This window comes from Okeania sp. SIO2B3 (assembly GCF_010672525.1).
GTDB lineage: Bacteria > Cyanobacteriota > Cyanobacteriia > Cyanobacteriales > Microcoleaceae > Okeania.
Genome location: NZ_JAAHGH010000122.1, coordinates 1 through 19012, shown reverse-complemented (window position 1 = coordinate 19012; position 19012 = coordinate 1). Strand labels below are relative to the sequence as shown.

Here is a 19012-nt window from a genome sequence, read left to right as displayed (position 1 = left end):
ACATCCAGTCCGTTGTACATAAAATACGCCGTTGATAATCTCTCTTAAATCCACTTCAATGGGATGACCAAACCCTTTTGGTTTAGGTAGCAAAGGCTTGAGTATTTCCCACTCTAAATCACTCAGAGCACTTGGGTATGGCTTACGTTGAGGGTTAGCGTTCGCGGAGCGTGGCTTTAGCCGTATACCTGCGATACGGCTTATTAGTCACAATTATATCCAGAATCTCATTGATCATAAAACTATGTTTCACTCTTATGTAGCTTTCTTTAGATTTTCTTAATGAATCAGCTCTAATAGCTCTAGAGATAATGCCAGACCATGTACATTTATTTTTAGAAGTTGACCCAACTTTTGCGCCGTCAGTAATAATTAAGCGCATCAAAGGTAGGGCTTCGCATCATTTGAGAAAAGAATTTCCTAGATTGCTAAAATTACCCACACTTTGGACCCCTAGCTTTTTCTGTGCCACAACAGGAAATGCTTCGACGGAGACTGTTAAGAAGTACATTGAAAACCAAACCGGAAAGTAAGACCGGGTTAAAACCCGCGTGTCGTTATTCAACCAGCCGTTAAAACGGGCGCTGCGTACTTCCTCCCATCATTTTTTAGGTTTCCAGTTCCATTAAACCCTGCTGGATCTGGGAAATCATCCGGGTCTTCTGGGTTCCCCTCATCATCTACTACGCTATCTGGAGTATCGCCTAAGTCTTCATCAGGAACCCAGACGTAGAGTTTACCATCAGCTAAACCGTTACGTTGTAGAAAACTAGCATCTGCACTGGTATCTTTTTCTCCCACATACAACAGTAGAGGTGCAGCTTCCCGGTCATCTCCTACCAATATCCCTACTTCTTCAGAGTTTCCTGTATCTAACTGAGTCACATTCTCCCAAGCAGCTCTTCCTAACCAAGGAATAGCATGAAGGGTGTTATTTTCAATATCTAATGCAAACTCAGTTCCACCGTAGGTTTCTTCTCCTGTGAAATAGATGTTATCAACAATACCCGAACCACTTTCAAACTGGTTCCCTTCAACGTAGATAGAAGAGCAGAAACGATTGAGTCCTTCAAATTCTAGGTCAGATACCTCATCTACTACTTCACCATCACGATTGATAATAGTGTCATAAGCAAGACCAGCATCGACCACATCCAGGGTATTTTTATCTATATCAAAATAGCTGACCCTGGCACCAGTGAGTTCAGCTCCACTATCTAGAGTGTAAGCATATCCAACATTGCTTCTCAACTCGTGGTTAGCTAAAACTCGAATAGTATCATCATCAAGTTCATAAGCTCCAAGACCGTCTAGAATTCCAGGAGGAGTGTAATCTCCAATAGTTTCGCCAACAGTGAACAGAGGTAGAGTCTCATAACTATTAAGACCTATCATTTGAGACGGTTGAGTCGTTAATACCATATTTACACTATCAATTTAGGACTACAAAAAAAGGTTTCCTGTAATTGAATCTTGAAGAGATAATTACTATTAAAAAACCTTATATAAGTTATTTTTTCATGGTTATTTTAAGAGAAGTATATACAATTGATAAATTTTGGTTAAAGGAAGATTAAAAGGAACATTAATTTTATAAAAAATTTGAATATTTAGAAGATATTTTTGCGAAAAATAAAAATAATATTAAAAAAAATATATTCTGCTTATCTAGATGAGATTATTATTATTTTTAGTAAAAATAAATAAGTTTTCTTTCGTTCAAATGTTAAATAAATATAAAAAATATAATAGTTTTATGTTTAAATAAAGAAGTAATTATAAATTAATTCTTAGATTCCGCTACCATGTTTACGAAGAAGTAAAAATATCACGATTATCTGAAGCTACAGGATAAAAAAAAGCCAGCCTCTATCATAATTTTCAATGAGGTAAAGAAGAAATTGTAGAAGCAGTTTTAGAATATATTGGTGAACAGTGGAAGCATCTTGCTCCCGTGCCAGTTATTAATTTTTGCTGTATACCATTACTATGCAGTACTACCAATTTATAGAACCCATTTGGTATCTATGCGATCGCTGAGTAGTTTATACGGAGTGTAGCAGAAAAAATAAATAAAAATTATACCATTAGGAGTTACGCACCTGCAAGGTATTTTCGTCATTGCGACTGATAGGGAAGCAATCTCAAATCCTAGTTTTTCCTACCTCATGCGTAGGTCCTGACCATTTCTGAATAGTAATGGTATGTTTGATTGCCATCTCACCACTTCCTACCTTCTCATTACAAAGATATATAACAAACTTTTTGAAATTTGGTATTAATATAACATACTAAAATTTTTGCTACAGAAAATAGGTACTGGAAAACCAACGATCTATCTTGAAAGAAAGAAAGAAAGGTCAATTCTACCGAAATTTGTACTGAGTGCTATTTGCATATTTTCCAAAACTTTAACTAACCATTGAACTTTGTTTTGTGTAGAAAATTCGTAGTGCTTAAACAAGAATGCAAATCGTTTCTCTAAGTTAGGTCTAACTTGTTGACAAACTAATAATATTTTTAGTAATAATCCTGTTGTAATTACAGGGCCTAAATTACCAATTAGATTAATAAAAAAGAAATGTTGTGGCTGCTTTGGACTATGCACAATTAAAAAACTTAATAATTGATTGCAGGTCTTCATCATTAAAGATTCATTTAAGAGCTGCTCATCACTATCAGACATAATATTTTGTAAATAGTGGTAGAGTTTATTCTTAAATTTAACTTGAATCCGATGAGATTCAACATCAAAAGATGTACTTAGGTATTCATAAAAACTGTCTTTAAAAAGGTGATATGATTGGGGAACTGTGGTATAAGCTAAAAACCGTTTAGCATAATCTCGATAAGTTTCATTACCTTCTACTTTACCCACAAATTGTTTGATAGATAATAATAGTTCGTCATTAGACAATAAGGTAGGATTTTTAGCAGATGTAGACTTTTTAACTTGACTAAGTTGTAGTCTAGCTTGGTGACTAACATAATGTGATAAATCTATTTCGTATTTTTGCTGTTTTTCGACTTGCATTTTTCTGATAGCTTGTTGATGTTCTTTACTGCTATTTGGACTCATTAATAAATATTTATATAAATAAGGATAGTGGGAATTAAGAATTTTTAAAGGTTGATTTAAAGGATCGTTAGTATTATTTGCAGATGATATATTTATCACTTCTACCATCCGTTTTAAACTCAAATATTCTTGACTATGAGTAAAACAGTTGACAAGTTCTAACATTTTTTTTGTTTCGCCAGAACCGTAATAATAAGACTCAGATTTATCAATTGCTTGCTCAAATAAATTCATCAGTTGTTTTAAAGCATTTTTTTTGTCTTGAGGTAGTTGCTGATGATTAATCAATATATAACAGCAACGATTCAGGATGTAGTTAAATTTTGCTTCGGATTCAGGTAGTTGTATAATTTTCTTCAGTGCTGTAGATATTTCGGAAATTTGGTATGGAGAGCATTGAATAAATAGTATCCGAAATCTATCAATTATTTGAGCGATTGATTCAGTTAAAACCAATTCCAAAAAGTGATGATAAATCTTTTGTTCTTCTTGACAGATTTGTTGATAATCAGAATTTGTAGTGATGAATTTTTTTCCTGTAGATTTCATAGAAATTTGCCTCTCTCAAAAAATAACGTTATTAGCAATTAGTTATAATATACACTACCAATCAATTATTGGTTAGAAAGTTAGGTTTGTAACTGGATAGTTTTAGATATTGTATTATGTACCTCTATCACAGGCCTTCACTCCAGTTGTAAAAGTGTACCATTAGCTTGTATCCTCAACATATTCTTATTATTAATGTATTGATGGATCAAGAGCGATAATGTGTATCAATTGTCACAAAAAATTCTGCTGCTGTTCTGAGCGTGCAAAAAAATACACATTGACTAACTTGGTATTACATTTGGTGTTTTTTTCAAGACTAAATTAGCAATAAAATGCTTTTTTCCCACTTCTATTATTTGTTGGACGAAAAGGATTATTTTTTCCGCTAATACTGATGTTGCCAAAAAATTGGAATTGATTGAAAATTTTTGGATTTTCTTGAGATGATTTACTATGAGATTGGTTTTGAGAATTAATTGCTAATTTTTCCCTCCTAGGTCGATATTTTAGTTGTGGTTTATCTAACTCTGGAATATTTGGCGTTGGTGAAGCGCGGGTATGATACTAATCATAATTACTTAGGAGTCAGGAGTCAGGAGTCAGGAGGGAAGCAAGAAGAAGAAACCCTGAGTATAAGGAGAAAGTTTTTTAGTCGCGTAAGCGGAACGAAGTTCTATCGCGCTCTTATCTGCACAGATATCATACCTCAAATCACCAACGCCGAATATTTAAATCAATAAACTAAATCCTATTAAATTAGTTTAATATTACTGCTGCACCATGACTATTAACCTGTCATTGCGAGGAAAAAAAATAAGCATTTGAACTACTAAACTAGCATTAGACATCTCCAAAAAATCTCAAGCACTTACTATAACTATCTTTCAAGGAGTGATCGCTAGTTCTTCGATGATAGTCATTTTTTACCTGTTTTATAGTATTAGAGATAGTTACTGTTAATTATTAACCCATCTGTATGCTTTTTTTATTATTTTTTTTCTACAAAAAAGTATAATCTATACTAAGATTAATGCTCCTATTCTTAGTCTGACTAAACCACATATTATTAAAATTACCTTTTCATAATTAAATTCTTTTAATCTGAATTTTTCTCTGGCCACTCTAAAGATTTTTATCAGCCTTATTATATGTTCCACAAATATTCTTTTCTTGAGTGCTTCTTACATTCGCCGTGCGACGGCGAATTAAGCACTCGCTTTTTGAGCTTTTTGTTGATGATCTTTCTTGACTTCTTCTGACATTTTTTTGTTTCTTTTTTTCTTTTTTGGTGTGTCAACTCTTTCCCCTCCTTGATCTCCTTTATCACCCTGAAATCTTTGTTCTTTATCTAACTTTTTTTGTTGTTTCTTCAATAAGTTTATATCACTCTCTGGACCTCTTTCTCCCACTACTACATCCACTATTTCTTCACCTTTCTCTGTAATTATTATTTGGTTTTTAAATGTATGACTATGCATGTTTTCCTGAGTAATATTTTTTCTGTTTTTGTTGGTCACAAGGTCTTTCTCTATCTTGTTCTGTACTATCTACGATTAATTTTAGCTCTTGCAATATTTCTTTAACCCATAATTCTTCTGATTCTTTTTTTTTACTTGTTCCAAGAGGCTTGCTGGTAATAGTTCCCGTAAAATATCTACCCAGTTATGAAATATATTGTTGGCCGTTGATTCACTGACCCCAAAACTTATCCCTAACAATTGAAATGTCGGCATATTGTGTAAATAATATAAAGTTAATATAATTTCTTCCTGACTACTTAATAGTTTTTTTCTTCCACCTCCTGCTTTGATTAACCTTTTTTCATCAACAGCTTTTACTTGTTTGACTTCTAATTCTTTTTTCTGAGCATTTTCTATTAATTTTCGCGGGCTGTATATCGGTTATACCAATTACTCTCTTTGTCTGTTCTGGATAATTATTAAGATATTCTAAGACTTGATTCATATTGGGACTATATTTAGAGACTAGACTACCATAATTTTATCTTAATTTTTATTTTGGAGATGTCTATTACTTTACAGGGCTTTTCACTCTTGATCAAGCACATCTTCACTAGCATTACTTTGTGGGGGCGTTCCATGGAACATCACTACTATGGTCTTGTCCAAATTCAAACCGCTCTCAACCGTAAGACAGGGAAATGTTTTTTCCACTGTTGCCTGACGGAGCTGTTGCCTCCATACCTATCCCCTATTCCCTGCTATTGTGGTCTACCCATAAGAAAACCGCTGTAATATCTGGAAAAATAGTTTTTCTGCGTCCGCCATGACCAGAGTGCAGTCAGCCTAATTATTCTGAGGATAGGTAGAGCAATAGCGAAAGATTCAATATACCCACAGTCCCATCTTCGCTTAGGGTAGCCATTTTTTTGTTGTCTGAGCTTAAACTTAGGCTCTCGAAAACGGGGTATTCCCTATCGAACTTCTTCACTAATTTTCCGGATAAATCTAACAAACGGATAGTCTGATCTCCTGATGCTTGAATTGCTATCAATTTGCCATCCGGGCTAAAAGTAAGACTATTAACCTTATTTTGGATCAGTTGTGGTTGACTCAACTGCTGATTTTCTAAAGTCCAGAGCCGGAGAGTACCATCAGCACTAACACTGGCAAGAGCTTGACCATCAGAGCGAAAATTAAAATTAGCAATATTACCTTGATGTCCTTCAAGTTCAAAAGGTCTTCCAGTTTCTAAATCCTGCAAGCGTATTGTTCCGTCATTAAAACCTGTAGTAGCGAGCTTTTTACCATCCGGGCTAAAATTAATAAAATCATTTCGAGGTGGTAAGTCTGTCAGAAAATCTTGCCGCCAGTCCCACAAATAACTTTCACTTCCTGCAACACTTCTCCCTTGTCCATAGATAATAGCTATTTTCTCACCATTATTACTGAAGATGACCCGATCAATTACCATTGGAAATGGCTGACTTTCACTTAACTTTTGCAAAGAGGAGTTAAATACATTGACCTTTTTCTCTGAATTGGTAGTAACCAGTAATAACTCATCATTGGATTGGAAACCAGCAGTTCGGATTTCGTGTTGAGGAATTTTGAACTTTCGATATCGGTTACTCAACAAATTCCACTGACGGGCAATACCTTCATCTACGCTCACAAGTTTACTCCCATCCCAATTAAAACGAAGACTTTCAATCCAGCATAAATCTTGGCATTGACGTTGTTGTAATATCCTTGCTTGTTGTTGGTTTTCCCAATCCCAGAGTAGGATAGCACCTGTTTTCGTACCAATAGCAAGCTGGCTACCATTGGGACTAAAACTTACCTGCCAAATTGAGTCCTGACTTCCGGATAACTCAGCTAATTTTCGAGCTTGTCTATCCCAAACTTGAACAGTTCCATCCTCTTGAGTGCTTACAATCAGTAAACGACCATCTTTGTCCCAAAAGATATTTCGAACTCCACTTGGAAAACCTTGTTGTCTGTAGTATTCCCGAACAGTGTAAACTGCTTTTCGCAGTGTTCTAATAGCTTGATTTTGCTGATTTTCTTTGGGTGGGTAAAATTTCAAAAGCCAGTGATTTTTAAGGGAATCTACCGCCGACAGACTATTAATTAAAGCATCTAGAATGAGCTGGTTAGACTGCAAATTTTTTTCAGCAGATTCACTATTAGTCAACATTTGGTTAATTGTTGATTGTCTAACGTTGATTAATGACCAGGTAGTCAATCCGCTCAATACCAGAATAACTGCGATCGCAATCCGCCACCGCCAGCTCGCATTTTTGCGTCTTTGCCAAATGCTTTGTTGTACAAACTCAGCTTCTAATTGATTCAACCAGTTATCATCAGAGTTTAAAGCTTGATCAAATGCCTCAAGATAAGGATCTGCATTCCCTAAAAACTGTACGGATTTTTCTCTGGAAGGCTTTTTTCGATCGTGGGAACGCCTAAATAGTCGAGACAATTGAGTTGGAATTTGATTCACTCTATTTTCGATAATCCAGAGTCGTTTATCTAACCAATCTAACACCGGATCAATTTTGTCTAAAATCCCTTTTGGTGATTCTTTGGGCTTATTTCTTACGCGCTCATCCCATTCTTCAGCCGCCGGAGTCAATCGCCGTTGTAGAACTAAACCTTCCTCATCCTCCTGCTTCCAAATCAACAACTTTTGCCAACCCCGCACCAAAGCATCATGGGCAGGTTCAACATAGGAATTCCCATCTGCATCTTTTCCTCTCACTAGTAACCGTGCTTTGGTAAAACGCTCAATCACTTCTTTAACTAAATCATCTTTCTTGGGTGGATATTCTAGTTCCGATAATGGGACTCGTCTGCGTGCTAACTCCCCTCCCCCCAGAGCAACCATCCGCAACATAATATGACGAATGACTTGCCCATAAGCCGAATTCTGATTAACGAGCTTCTGATACTCCTCATCTGCCCTTTTAGTGAGTGATTGCATTACTCCTCCTAAGTCTTGATAATCTGATTGAGTCATTGCCCGCTCAATAATTACCCCTCCGTTTTGTGCCTCCCACTGTCGCTCTAAATACTTGAGATATAGTTCGCTCAAGGCAAAAGAAAGCAGAGGTAATGCTCCAGGCATATCTGCCACTTCATCAATTAATTGTTCGACCAGTTCTTCCGGCTGAAAAAACATCACCCGTGCTTGTGCTGGTTTCTCAATGGCTTCTCGCAATTCCCCTCGTGTCATCGCTGGCACAATAAACCGCCCGTCTTGCCAACGATGTTTTAATTCTGTATTTCCGACGCTATAGTTTTTGGGGATAAATTGGAAGCCGACATCTCTAACTTGGGGTTCAAAGTCAGAACGTAGAGTTAAGACTACTCGTAATTGATCCCGATGGGCATCAATGGCTGTCAGTATCTGTTGGAAAAACTGCTGACGCTCATCCTCCTTTTGACAAAGGGTAATAATTTCTTCGCTTTGGTCAATCAACAGTAATAACTTCGAGTTGGGGTTGTTTTTCGCCCAAACATCAATGCTGTTCGCCAGAGTTGGCTGTGTATTTTGGACTGTTACTTCTGGAAATTGAGCTTTCAATCCATTATTTAACGCCAGTAAGGGAGTTTTACCCGGACGAATGGGGGGCAAAATATACCATTCTTCGGTGGTTTCTTTACGCAGTTTAGGAATTAATCCGGCTTTCACCAAACTAGATTTACCGGAACCGGAAGCACCCAACACTACTGTCAGAGCACAAGTTTTGACAAAATCTTGTAACTTTGTTACCAGTTCAGTTCGACCGAAAAATAGTTGGCTGTGTTTCTCATCAAAAGATTCCAAACCTCGGTAGGGATTTTTGGAGGCATCTAATGGGGGTGCAGGTTCTAATTTTTCTCGGACAAAACCAGGTAAAGTAAAAATAAACTCCCCTCGGTCATGCTTTTGTAACGGCCAAAGTCCAGCGGTTTGTAATTCACTTGAGCCATCTTTCTCCATCAAATTATCCCGCAGATATAGATAAAGTTCTGGGGCTGTAATTACCCCATCCCCAGTCAAATCTGCTTTCATATCTTTCAAGCCATTAATCAAAGCTCTAGCAAAAGGGGAATGAAGAGAATCTGGTGCTATTCCACGCTCATCAGTATAGTCTAGGGCTTCTTGATTATGGGCAGCAGAGGTGATAGCTTGCCAAGCTGGATACCGAATAAAGCGGTCATAATGTTCCCGGTGAATGGTTTCAAAAGCTGGAATTACATTTCGACGACTCGACCAGCGAAAATTCCCGGCAAAGCAACAGTCTAAAACAACCAATAAATGATGACATTCCAGTTGAGACAGTGCTTCATTCAGCTTCTGCATGGGAAGATAAGTCTGCCACTCTCCTAACTGAGCATCTTGAGGAATAATTGCTCCGGCTGGCCCTTCTTCACTATTACGGGCAATACCATGTCCGGCAAAGTAGAAGAGGAGGCGATCGCCTTGTGTTGGCTTAATTTCCTTGGGCAGGGTTTCAAATAAAAGTTGATTGAGTTGTGCCAATGTCGCTTCCTGATTATTTGGAAATAGGCGAATGACTTGCTGATACTCGTACTCTTGTTCTAACAGGTCTGCGATCGCTTTAGCATCATTGACAGCAGTTTTTAGGGGGTTAATTCCATTTTGATAATTGTTGATGCCGATCACAACTGCGATGTTGCGATTAAAATTTGTTCTGTCTAGACTCCAATTCATTGCTTGTGCTCCAAATTACTATTAGGACTTACGCAGATACGCTATATATAGTACTCATAACTATTGGACAATAGTTACTGTACTCTATACACAGTGTCTTTGCGTAAGTCCTGACTATAAGTTAAAGGAATCATACGGATACCAACTCTCTATTACTTTGGACTGCTTAAGTCTGATCAAGAGCAATGGCGATCGCACTGAATTCTCAAGCCTAGAGAAACCGAGGGCTGCGATCGCTAATCATCATTGGTTCTACCGAACTTAGTATGCTAAACTGTTCCCTGTTCCGATCCTTCTGGCGATTTATTATATTTGACAACTCATCTTCCATCGTAATAATAGCTAAACCTGGAGTTTTACCGGTTTCAAATTCTACTAAAACATCAACATCACTTTCTGTTGTAAAATCATCTCTTAACACTGAACCAAACAAACACAACTTGCGGATTGAGTGACGTTCACAAAATTGTTTACAGCGGTTTTCATGATTAGTAGACCACAGTAGGGACGTTCCATGGAACGTCCCTACAAAGTAATGCTAGTGAAGATGTGGTTCATCGGCTTGAAAAGCGCTGTAATTTCTTCTTTAGATAAATTAATAGGAAGATTTGTTGGTTTCATGGTTAAAACTCCTGATGGATAATTTTTCGAGTTTCAGATTTAAGAGGGGTAAGATTCCAAGTGTTCGATAGCTGTATCAAAATTACCGAAAAATTGGGTTTAAAGCCTCGCCCATAAGCGGGCGACTTTTTATTTGCAAGTAAATTGAATATATGCTACAGTACTAACAGTTGCCGGGGGGCACGCCTCCTCCGGAGGAGCTACGAATTGCGGAAACTCGTGCGCGGACGTGGAGGCAAGCATAAGACTACTGTCAAAGTAGCAGCAGCCTAAGAAGCGTCAACCCGCCGAAGAGCTACGGCTCAGTAGGAATCTCCGTGCCTTTAGGCCGGAGAGGATGTCAACATTGCTTATCGCTTCCACTCCAGCTTGTTTATCGAGATTTGTGAGAATTGGGACTAGGATTTTTTCCCTATACTGATTTTCTGCGTTTATTCTGGCAACTGAGACGTTTTAAAGTCGTCGCATAGCTGGCGATCGCTCTCTTTAACATTGGGGTTACTTTCCAAATAGTTTCGCGCCCAATCGCAACTCTTGACCATTAAAGAATCTAAGTTAAAGTCTAGACTCCAGAGTTTGATGGTCTGGTCACGACTGCCAGAAGCCAAAGTCTGGCCATCGGGGCTGAAACTGACGCTATTGACATCGCCATCATGCCCCTGGAGGGTGCGGATTACCTCCCCTGTCTCTAGATTCCAGAGTTTAATGGTCTTGTCATCACTGCCAGAAGCCAAGGTTTGGCCATCGGGGCTGAAACTGACACTATTGACAATGTTAGGATGCCCCTGGAGGGTGCGGATTACCTCTCCTGTCTCTAGATTCCAGAGTTTGATGGTGTAGTCATAACTGCCAGAAGCCAAGGTCTGGCCATCGGGGCTGATACTGACGCTAAGGACAACGTCAGGATGCCCCTGGAGGGTGCGGATTACCTCTCCTGTCTCTAGATTCCAGAGTTTAATGGTGTTGTCATCACCGCCAGAAGCCAAGGTTTGGCCATCGGGGCTAATACTGACGCTAAAGACCCAGTCATCATGCCCCTGGAGAGTGCGGATTACCTCTCCTGTCTCTAGATTCCAGAGTTTGATGGTCTGGTCACGACTGCCAGAAGCCAAGGTCTGGCCATCGGGGCTGATACTGACGCTCTCGACCGAGTTATCATGCCCCTGGAGGGTGCGAATTAACTCTCCTGTCTCTAGATTCCAGAGTTTGATGGTGTTGTCCAAACTGCCAGAAGCCAAGGTCTGGCCATCGGGGCTGATACTGATGCTAAAGACCGAGTGATCGTGCCCCTGGAGGGTGCGGATTATCTCTCCTGTCTCTAGATTCCACAGTTTGATGGTGTTGTCACTACTAGAAGCCAAAGTCTGGCCATCGGGGCTGAAACTGACGCTACTGACATCGTCATTATGCCCCTGGAGGGTGCGGATTACCTCCTCTGTAGGGTCCCAGAGTTTGATGGTCTGGTCACGACTGCCAGAAGCCAAGGTCTGGCCATCAGGGCTGAAACTGACGCTACTGACATCGTCATTATGCCCCTGGAAGGTGCGGATTTCCTCCCCTGTCTCTAGATTCCAGAGTTTGATGGTGTTGTCAAAACTGCCAGAAGCTAAGGTCTGGCCATCAGGGCTGAAACTGACGCTACTTACCCATCCAGTATGCCCCTGGAAGGTGCGGATTTCCTCCCCTGTCTCTAGATTCCACAGTTTGATGGTGTTGTCATTACTACCAGAAGCCAAGGTCTGGCCATCGGGGTTAAAACTGACGCTACTGACCCATTCAGTATGCCCCTGGAGGGTGCGGATTTCCTTCCCTGTCTCTAGATTCCACAGTTTGATGGTGTTGTCATTACTACCAGAAGCCAAGGTCTGGCCATCGGGGCTGATACTGACGCTATCGACCGAGTCATCATGCCCCTGGAAGGTGCGGATTTCCTTCCCTGTCTCTAGATTCCACAGTTTGATGGTGTTGTCAAAACTGCCAGAAGCCAAGGTCTGGCTATCGGGGCTGATACTGATGCTCGTGACAGGTTGATCATGCCCCTGGAGGGTGCGAATTAACTCTCCTGTCTCTAGATTCCAGAGTTTGATGGTGTTGTCAAAACTGCTAGAAGCCAAGGTCTGGCTATCGGGGCTGATACTGATGCTCGTGACAAATTCAGTATGCCCCTGGAAGGTGCGGATTACCTCTCCTGTCTCTAGATTCCAGAGTTTGATGGTGTTGTCACTACTTTTAGAAACAACATTATGATCGCTGCTAGAAGCCAAGATATGGCCATCAGGGCTGATACTGATGCTACGGACAAATTGATCGTGCCCCTGCAAGCGGTTGCGTTCTCTGCCTTCATAAAGAACTTTCTGTAGGGCAGTAATCACCTGTGGGTCTCTTGCCTTGTGTTTTTGTAAGATTTTTCCTGCCCTAATCGCTTCCACCAAAGCTTCCATTTCTTTATGTTGAGCAAACAGAGACAAAGAATAGCGACCGAGAGAATTGGCTTGATTAAGTTCAGAGTTTCTCCATTGCATCCAAACGGCAGCACTGAAAATCACTGCCCCCAAAAGAACTGAGCCAGCTATGCTCCAACGGACAATTGTGTTACTGCGTTTTTTTCTAATACTACGCTGCACAAACTCAGCTTCTAGTAGATTCAGCCAGTTATCATCAGATAAAGATACCTTTTTCAACAAATCCAGACGAGGGTTATTATGCCAAAGAAACTTTACCTGTTGTTGGTTTTTCCACTCCTCTGCTGCTGGAGTCAACCGCCGTTGTAGAACTAAACCTTCCTCATCCTTCTGCTTCCACTCCAATAACTTTTTCCAACCCCGCACTAAAGCATCATGGGCAGGTTCAACATAGGAATTCCTATCCCCATCTTTTCCTGTCACCAGTAACCTTGCTTCGGTGAAACACTTAATTACTTTCTTAACTAAATCATCTTTCTTGGGTGGATATTCTAGTTCCACTAACGAGACTCGCCTGCGGGCTAACTCCCCTCCCCCCAGAGCAACCATCCGCAACATAACATGACGAATGACTTGCCTATAAGCCGAATTCTGATTAACTAGCGAATGATACTCCTCATCCGCCCTTTTAGTGAGTGATTGCATTACTCCTCCTAAGTCTTGGTAATCTGATTGAATCATTGTCCGCTCAAGAATTTCTCCTTTAATTTCTGCCTGTCGTTGTCGCTCTAAATACTTGAGATACAGTTCACTCAAGGCAAAAGAAAGCAGAGGTAATGCTCCTGGCATATATGCCACTTCATCAATCAATTGTTCTACCAATTCTTCGGGATCAAAAAACATCACCCGTACTTCTGCGGGTTTCTCAATGACTTCTCGCAGTTCCCCTCGTGTCATTGCTGATACAATAAATCGTCCGCTTTGCCAAGGATTTTTTAGCTCAGTATTTTTGAGGCGATAGTCTTCAGGGATAAACTCTATGGCTGCATCTCTAATTTGGGGTTCAAAGTCAGAACGTAGAGTTAAGACTACTCGTAATTTATCCCGATGGGCATCAATTGCTGTCAGTATCTGTTGGAAAAACTCTTTGCGCTCATCCTCTTTTTGACAGAGGGTAATTATTTCTTCGCTTTGGTCAATCAACAGTAATAATTTAGAATGGGGGTGATTTTTCGCCCAAAACTCTATACTCTTTGCCAGGTTATGCTGGGGGTTTTGTGGCTTTAATTCTGGGAATTTGGCATTTTTCAACCCATTATTTAACGCTTGTAAGGGAGTTTTACCCGGACGAATGGGGGGCAAAATATACCATTCTTCGGTGGTTTCTTTACGCAGTTTCGGAATTAATCCGGCTTTCACTAAACTCGACTTACCGGAACCGGAAGCACCCAACACCACTGTGAGAGAGTGAATTTTGACAAAATCTTGTAATTTTTTGACCAGTTCAGTTCGACCGAAAAATAGTTCGCTATGTTCCTCATCAAATGATTCCAAACCTCGGTAGGGGTTGTTCTTAGGATTAAGTTTTGGAGCTGGTTTTAATTTCTTTGGTTCAAAACCAGGCAAAGTAAAAATAAACTCCCCTCGGTCATGCTTTTGTAACGGCCAAAGTCCAGCAGTTTGTAATTCACTCAAGCCATCTTTCCCTATCAAACTATCGCGCAGATGTAGATAAAGTTCTGGGGCTGTAATTACCCCATCCCCAGTCGAATCGGCTTTCATATCTTTCAAGCCATTAATCAAAGCTTTAGCAAAAGGTGAATGCAGAGAATCTGGTGCTATTCCGCGCTCATCAGTATAGTCTAAAGCTTCTTGATTATGAGCAGCGGAGGTAATAGCTTGCCAAGCTGGATACCGGATAAAGCGGTCATAATGTTCCCGGTGAATGGTTTCTAATTCTGGAATCACATTTCGATGACTTGACCAGCGAAAATTCCCGGCAAAGCAACAGTCTAAAACGACTAATAAATGATGACATTCCAGTTGAGACAGTGCTTCATTCAGCTTTTTCATGGGCAGATAAGTCTCCCACTTTCCTGAGTGACCATCTTGAGGAATAATCGCCCCGGCTGGCCCGTCTTCACTATTACGGGCAATACCATGTCCGGCAAAGTAGAAGAGGAGGCGATCGCCTTGTGTTGGCTTAATTTCCTTGGGTAGTGTTTCAAATAAGAGTTGATTGAGTTGAGGCAATGTCGCTTCATTGTGATCGGGAAATAGGCGAATGACTCGTTGATACTCGTACTTTTGTTCTAAAAGATTGGCGATCGCTATGGCATCATTGACAGCAGTTTTTAGGGGGTTAATTCCATTTTGATAATTGTTGATGCCGATCACAACTGCGATGCTGCGATCAAAATTTGTTCGGTCTAGACTCCAATTCATTTTTATACCTGCCTTTGATTTATAAAGGGTTCAGTAGGTTAGGTATCGGAATGTTAGCGCAGCTTCTCCGTAGGATAAACCCAACATTCAGGGTTGTGTTTTGTTGTGTTTGGTTTCATATCAAATCCGGTAGCATCGGTGTTATATCAAATCCGTTTTATTGAACATCAAAAAATTCTCCAATCGTCATAACTACGCTCATCTTTGTAATTCTCTCTCCTCCTGACTCGGTCCTCGGTACTTCCCCTCCCAGGAGGGGAGGGGTTAGGGGTGGGTTAACTCAGGAGGAGTCAACCATTCTATGGCTGTTTAACCGGATTTGATATTATTCAGCATTCAAAGATCAGAATCTATATTGTAAGGGCGAATGCCATTCGCCCCTACCCATTGTATGATGATCGACGGAATTATATTACTCCGAGGCCAACGGATTTGATCTCACTTCGTTCTACCCAACCTGGGATGATCCTTAACGAAAAACAGCAAATTGAGATGCACCCCAAATCAAAATTACGTTGAACTGCTTACCAAATAATTAAGGTTTAAAGCCTCTCACTCGCCGTGGAGAAACAATGAATTAATTTTCCTTTTATTCCTTCCTTTTAGGGAGAGGTAATTATCCATTAGACATCTCCACCAAAAGAGGCAACAGGCAACAGGCAACAGGCAACCCACCCCTAGCCCCTCCCCCTCCCAGGAGGGGAATAATTGATAATTTATGGATAATAATTGATTTTATTTTTGATTTTTACCAGATGTCTATTAGACATCTCCAGAAAATAAATCTTTTAATTAGAGCAGGCTAAGGATACGAAAAATTCACCCTAAAAAATATTTTTTCGTGCCTTTGCGCGTAAAAATATCTTACCTGTTGCTTTCCGGAGCTGTTGCCTGTTGCCTACTCCTGCAAAAAACCTATATATTTTTCGGAGATATCTATTATCAATTATCCATGATTGAACCCTTTTTTTACAACAAGTTTTATCTGTTCTGTTGTCCATTCTTCACTAGCATAAGCCGCAGAATTGACATTTTTTGTGGGAGGAGCTTCTTCGCTTGCCAAGAATTTTGCCAAGAATTTTGCCAGTGGAGTAGTTGCTTTTCCAGCATTTTTAGGCTGAATTGGTTTATCCAATGCAGGTAGTTCTAGCCAGTCAAAGCTCGTCCCATCAATTGTGGCAAAAACTTTCAGTATATCCGTACCTTCCTGATAGCCATTGGGAAGGCTTGTCTTAATCCGCCACTTGACTTCCTTTCCAGAATCTACAGTTTGAAAAGCTACACCAGTTGGGTATAATTTCTTGATGCTCCAATCTGGCTGAATTGCCAGTACAGTAATATTGAGAGGTAGGGAAGATTTGTTGCGAATATATAGGCAAGCAAATTGACCGACATCAAGAGTGGGTACATTGCCCGAATCATTGAATGGGATGAATTCTTCTGGGTCTCCAGGTTCAAAGTCATCTGGTAAAGCAAATAACTCTACCTCAATCTTCCCTTTGAGTGGAGACATTGGATCGTGGTTATCCAAGTCTATATTGGCGTGATATTTAGACAAATGCACTAAACGTTTGACTACACTAATTGCGGAATTAGGGTTGCTTACTTCTAAAGCAGGTCGCAAATTAGCAATTGGTATTCCAGCACGATCCAAAATCTCATACTCGCCCAATTTGTTGATAGAAACCTGATAGTCAGCAGTTTCATCCCCAGATACTAATTCTACCCAACCTTTGCCTTCTGGCATTGCCGACTCAATAGCTTGTAGTGCTACTTGATAATCTATTCCTGAAGGCTGGTTTTGTTCTTCTGGTGATAACAAACGGATTTTACGGACAAGTTTGACACTAGGAGAAAGTAATAAAGCGGGTGCGCCATCTCCAATATCCTCGATCTTGTTTTCTCCTAGCATTTGAGTAATCGTTGCCCAAGAATTTACCGCACCGCGTTGTGTAATTTTAACCAAAGCTAATCGCTGATCGGTTTGGGTAAAATCTGCGGTTCCTGATGGATAGATGGCAAACTCTGCACCTTTACGCAAACCATGAGCTTGACCTGCATTCAACTGAACCTGATTTTCTTCTAAATCTACTTGTATTACAGGTACAGTGAACTGGGGAGAGACTAAATTATTTCCAAAGAAAGAGCGATCGCTCTCTCCCTGCAACATCGGCGTTTGTTTCTCAAACTGAGTATGGACTTTAGCGAAAACGCGGTTATGAAGTGTTTTGGCACTAACTCCTGTTCCAAATTTCTCTAAAGACCTTAACATCCAGTAAGTAAGTGCTCCATGACGCTCGCCATCAAAATCTGTCTCGAAAGCAGACTCATTGTCTCGACAAGCAGCTAATAAAGTGTAACCTTTGGGTTCAGGCAGCCAACCACTACTGGTAACGTTGCGAGTATTTTGGTTGTTTTGTGCTAACCTTTTCCAGGTTTGAGCCAATTCATCCTCAGATGCGACTAAACTGTCTGTAGGTCGTGGTGTGGTGTCAACAACACCAGTTTCTGAACGACGAATGTCACAGTCATCTCCTATGTTGCGCGCGGCACCGCCAGAGTGACAGCTATCGAGAGCGACTGTAACCACTAATCCCTTATCTACCATCTTTTGTAGGAGTTCTGCTAACTCAAGGTCGCGGAGATAACGAGTTTCGGGGTTACTAATATCTGTGGGAACTAACGACTGGTCAATTCCATCTTCTCCTTTGAGCTTGGGAGAAGTTGTTGGTGCACGTCCCCCGTGACCGGAGTAGTGAATATAGACTTGGTCTTGAGGTTGAGCTTTCTCAGTAATTTCCTTAAACTTGGCTACCATATTTTCATAGGTTGGCCACATTTCTTGAGGTTCCGATGGTTTAGTGGAACCTTCAACATTAGAAGCTGTTAGCTTCAAAATCTGCGTTTGCGGTACTTGTAGACGATTTTTCAGAAAAGCTTCTACGTGATTAATATCTCGAACACAACCCCCCAAGCTTTTGTAGTAGCTTTCATCAGATAATTTATGAGGGAAATAAAAATCAATTCCGATGAGCAGAGCGTGAAAGTTTGGGGTTTGTTTTAATGTCTCTCCTCGACCGCCTGCATCGCCTCGGTTTGGTGGTCGGCCTAAATCCCTGGATGTACTTCCTCGACCGCCTGCATCGCCTCGGTTTGGTGGTCGGCCTGAATCCCTGGATGTACTTCCTCGACCGCCTGCATCATCTCGGTCTTCTGGTCGGTCTGAAGCCATGGATGTTTCGGAATGCCAAATATTAGTGGTCAAACTAGGGTTTTCTTTGGGCGTGATTAATAATCGAAGCTGATGAATAACAGTAGTTAAAACAGCTCTTACAGAAAAAATTGACCAATTCTTTGATGTTGTTAAATTCATAATCTTCCTCTGTGTGTTTTTTTGTTGTTGAAACTTCATTTTTAAGGATGGGGTTTAGCTGAAAAAACCGTAAGCAAAAACAAAATATTTTCTACTTTATTTCAGTTCAAATCCGGTTAATTCACATAGAATATGCTGAGATAATTTCTTAAATTACCTCAATACTAGACATCTCTACCAAAAGAGGGAATAGGGAGTAGGAGGAAATAATTGATAATTTATGCACGATAATTGATTTGATTTTTGATGATTGGAGATGTCTATTTAATCTCCCCTACTCCCCCGCTCCCCCGCTCCCCCGCTCCCCTACTCCCCCGCTCCCCTACTCCCCGCTCCCCTACTCCCCACCCGCAGCGC

11 protein-coding genes are annotated in these 19012 nt (G+C 40.3%); 2 read left to right on the top strand and 9 right to left on the bottom strand.

The genetic code is table 11. The features are described 5' to 3' along the window. A partial coding sequence (locus tag F6K15_RS38835) for a transposase (protein ID WP_363269260.1) occupies positions 1-126 on the bottom strand: 126 nt, incomplete at its 3' end. Between the two features lie 170 nt (positions 127-296). Between F6K15_RS38835 and tnpA the strand changes: the two genes are divergently transcribed. Next, positions 297-533 carry an IS200/IS605 family transposase gene (gene tnpA, locus F6K15_RS33510; protein ID WP_293069769.1) on the top strand — a complete coding sequence of 79 codons (237 nt, stop codon included), beginning with the start codon at positions 297-299 and terminating at the stop codon, positions 531-533. A 28-nt stretch (positions 534-561) separates the two neighbouring features. Here tnpA and F6K15_RS33505 read toward each other — a convergent pair whose 3' ends face one another. Beyond that, positions 562-1422: a hypothetical protein gene (locus F6K15_RS33505; RefSeq protein WP_293069765.1), complete on the bottom strand. Its 861-nt coding sequence runs from the start codon at positions 1420-1422 to the stop codon at positions 562-564. Positions 1423-2335: 913 nt separating this feature from the next. Further along, a complete protein-coding gene (locus tag F6K15_RS33500) occupies positions 2336-3628 on the bottom strand; it encodes a hypothetical protein (protein ID WP_293069763.1) in 1293 nt (430 codons plus the stop codon). A 515-nt stretch (positions 3629-4143) separates the two neighbouring features. Here F6K15_RS33500 and F6K15_RS33495 point away from each other — a divergent pair. Then, positions 4144-4371 (top strand): hypothetical protein, encoded by a 228-nt coding sequence (locus F6K15_RS33495; protein WP_293069761.1) that lies wholly within the window; start codon positions 4144-4146, stop codon positions 4369-4371. A 465-nt stretch (positions 4372-4836) separates the two neighbouring features. On the opposite strand, the gene F6K15_RS38830 is transcribed toward F6K15_RS33495, so the two are convergent. The 6 genes from F6K15_RS38830 to F6K15_RS33465 all read right to left on the bottom strand — a co-directional run bounded on the left by F6K15_RS38830 (position 4837) and on the right by F6K15_RS33465 (position 18655). Continuing rightward, complete coding sequence (locus F6K15_RS38830; protein ID WP_363269257.1) at positions 4837-5148, bottom strand: hypothetical protein; 312 nt, start codon at positions 5146-5148, stop codon at positions 4837-4839. A 42-nt stretch (positions 5149-5190) separates the two neighbouring features. Beyond that, complete coding sequence (locus tag F6K15_RS33485) at positions 5191-5364, bottom strand: transposase family protein (RefSeq protein ID WP_293069759.1); 174 nt, start codon at positions 5362-5364, stop codon at positions 5191-5193. Positions 5365-5941: 577 nt separating this feature from the next. After that, a complete protein-coding gene (locus tag F6K15_RS33480) occupies positions 5942-9814 on the bottom strand; it encodes a caspase family protein (RefSeq protein WP_293069757.1) in 3873 nt (1290 codons plus the stop codon). A 211-nt stretch (positions 9815-10025) separates the two neighbouring features. After that, complete coding sequence (locus F6K15_RS33475) at positions 10026-10316, bottom strand: nucleotidyltransferase family protein (RefSeq protein ID WP_293069767.1); 291 nt, start codon at positions 10314-10316, stop codon at positions 10026-10028. Between the two features lie 550 nt (positions 10317-10866). Beyond that, complete coding sequence (locus F6K15_RS33470) at positions 10867-15282, bottom strand: caspase family protein (RefSeq protein ID WP_293069755.1); 4416 nt, start codon at positions 15280-15282, stop codon at positions 10867-10869. A gap of 946 nt (positions 15283-16228) precedes the next feature. Then, positions 16229-18655 carry a caspase family protein gene (locus tag F6K15_RS33465; protein WP_293069753.1) on the bottom strand — a complete coding sequence of 809 codons (2427 nt, stop codon included), beginning with the start codon at positions 18653-18655 and terminating at the stop codon, positions 16229-16231. Between the last annotated feature and the right edge of the window lie 357 nt (positions 18656-19012).

Excerpts from the sequence above, each read along its gene's own strand:
- F6K15_RS33505 (WP_293069765.1), bottom strand. The coding sequence starts at position 1,422 with ATGGTATTAACGACTCAACCGTCTCAAATGATAGGTCTTAATAGTTAT.
- F6K15_RS33500 (WP_293069763.1), bottom strand. The coding sequence starts at position 3,628 with ATGAAATCTACAGGAAAAAAATTCATCACTACAAATTCTGATTATCAA.
- F6K15_RS33485 (WP_293069759.1), bottom strand. The coding sequence starts at position 5,364 with ATGCCGACATTTCAATTGTTAGGGATAAGTTTTGGGGTCAGTGAATCA.
- F6K15_RS33480 (WP_293069757.1), bottom strand. The coding sequence starts at position 9,814 with ATGAATTGGAGTCTAGACAGAACAAATTTTAATCGCAACATCGCAGTT.
- F6K15_RS33470 (WP_293069755.1), bottom strand. The coding sequence starts at position 15,282 with ATGAATTGGAGTCTAGACCGAACAAATTTTGATCGCAGCATCGCAGTT.
- F6K15_RS33465 (WP_293069753.1), bottom strand. The coding sequence starts at position 18,655 with ATGAATTTAACAACATCAAAGAATTGGTCAATTTTTTCTGTAAGAGCT.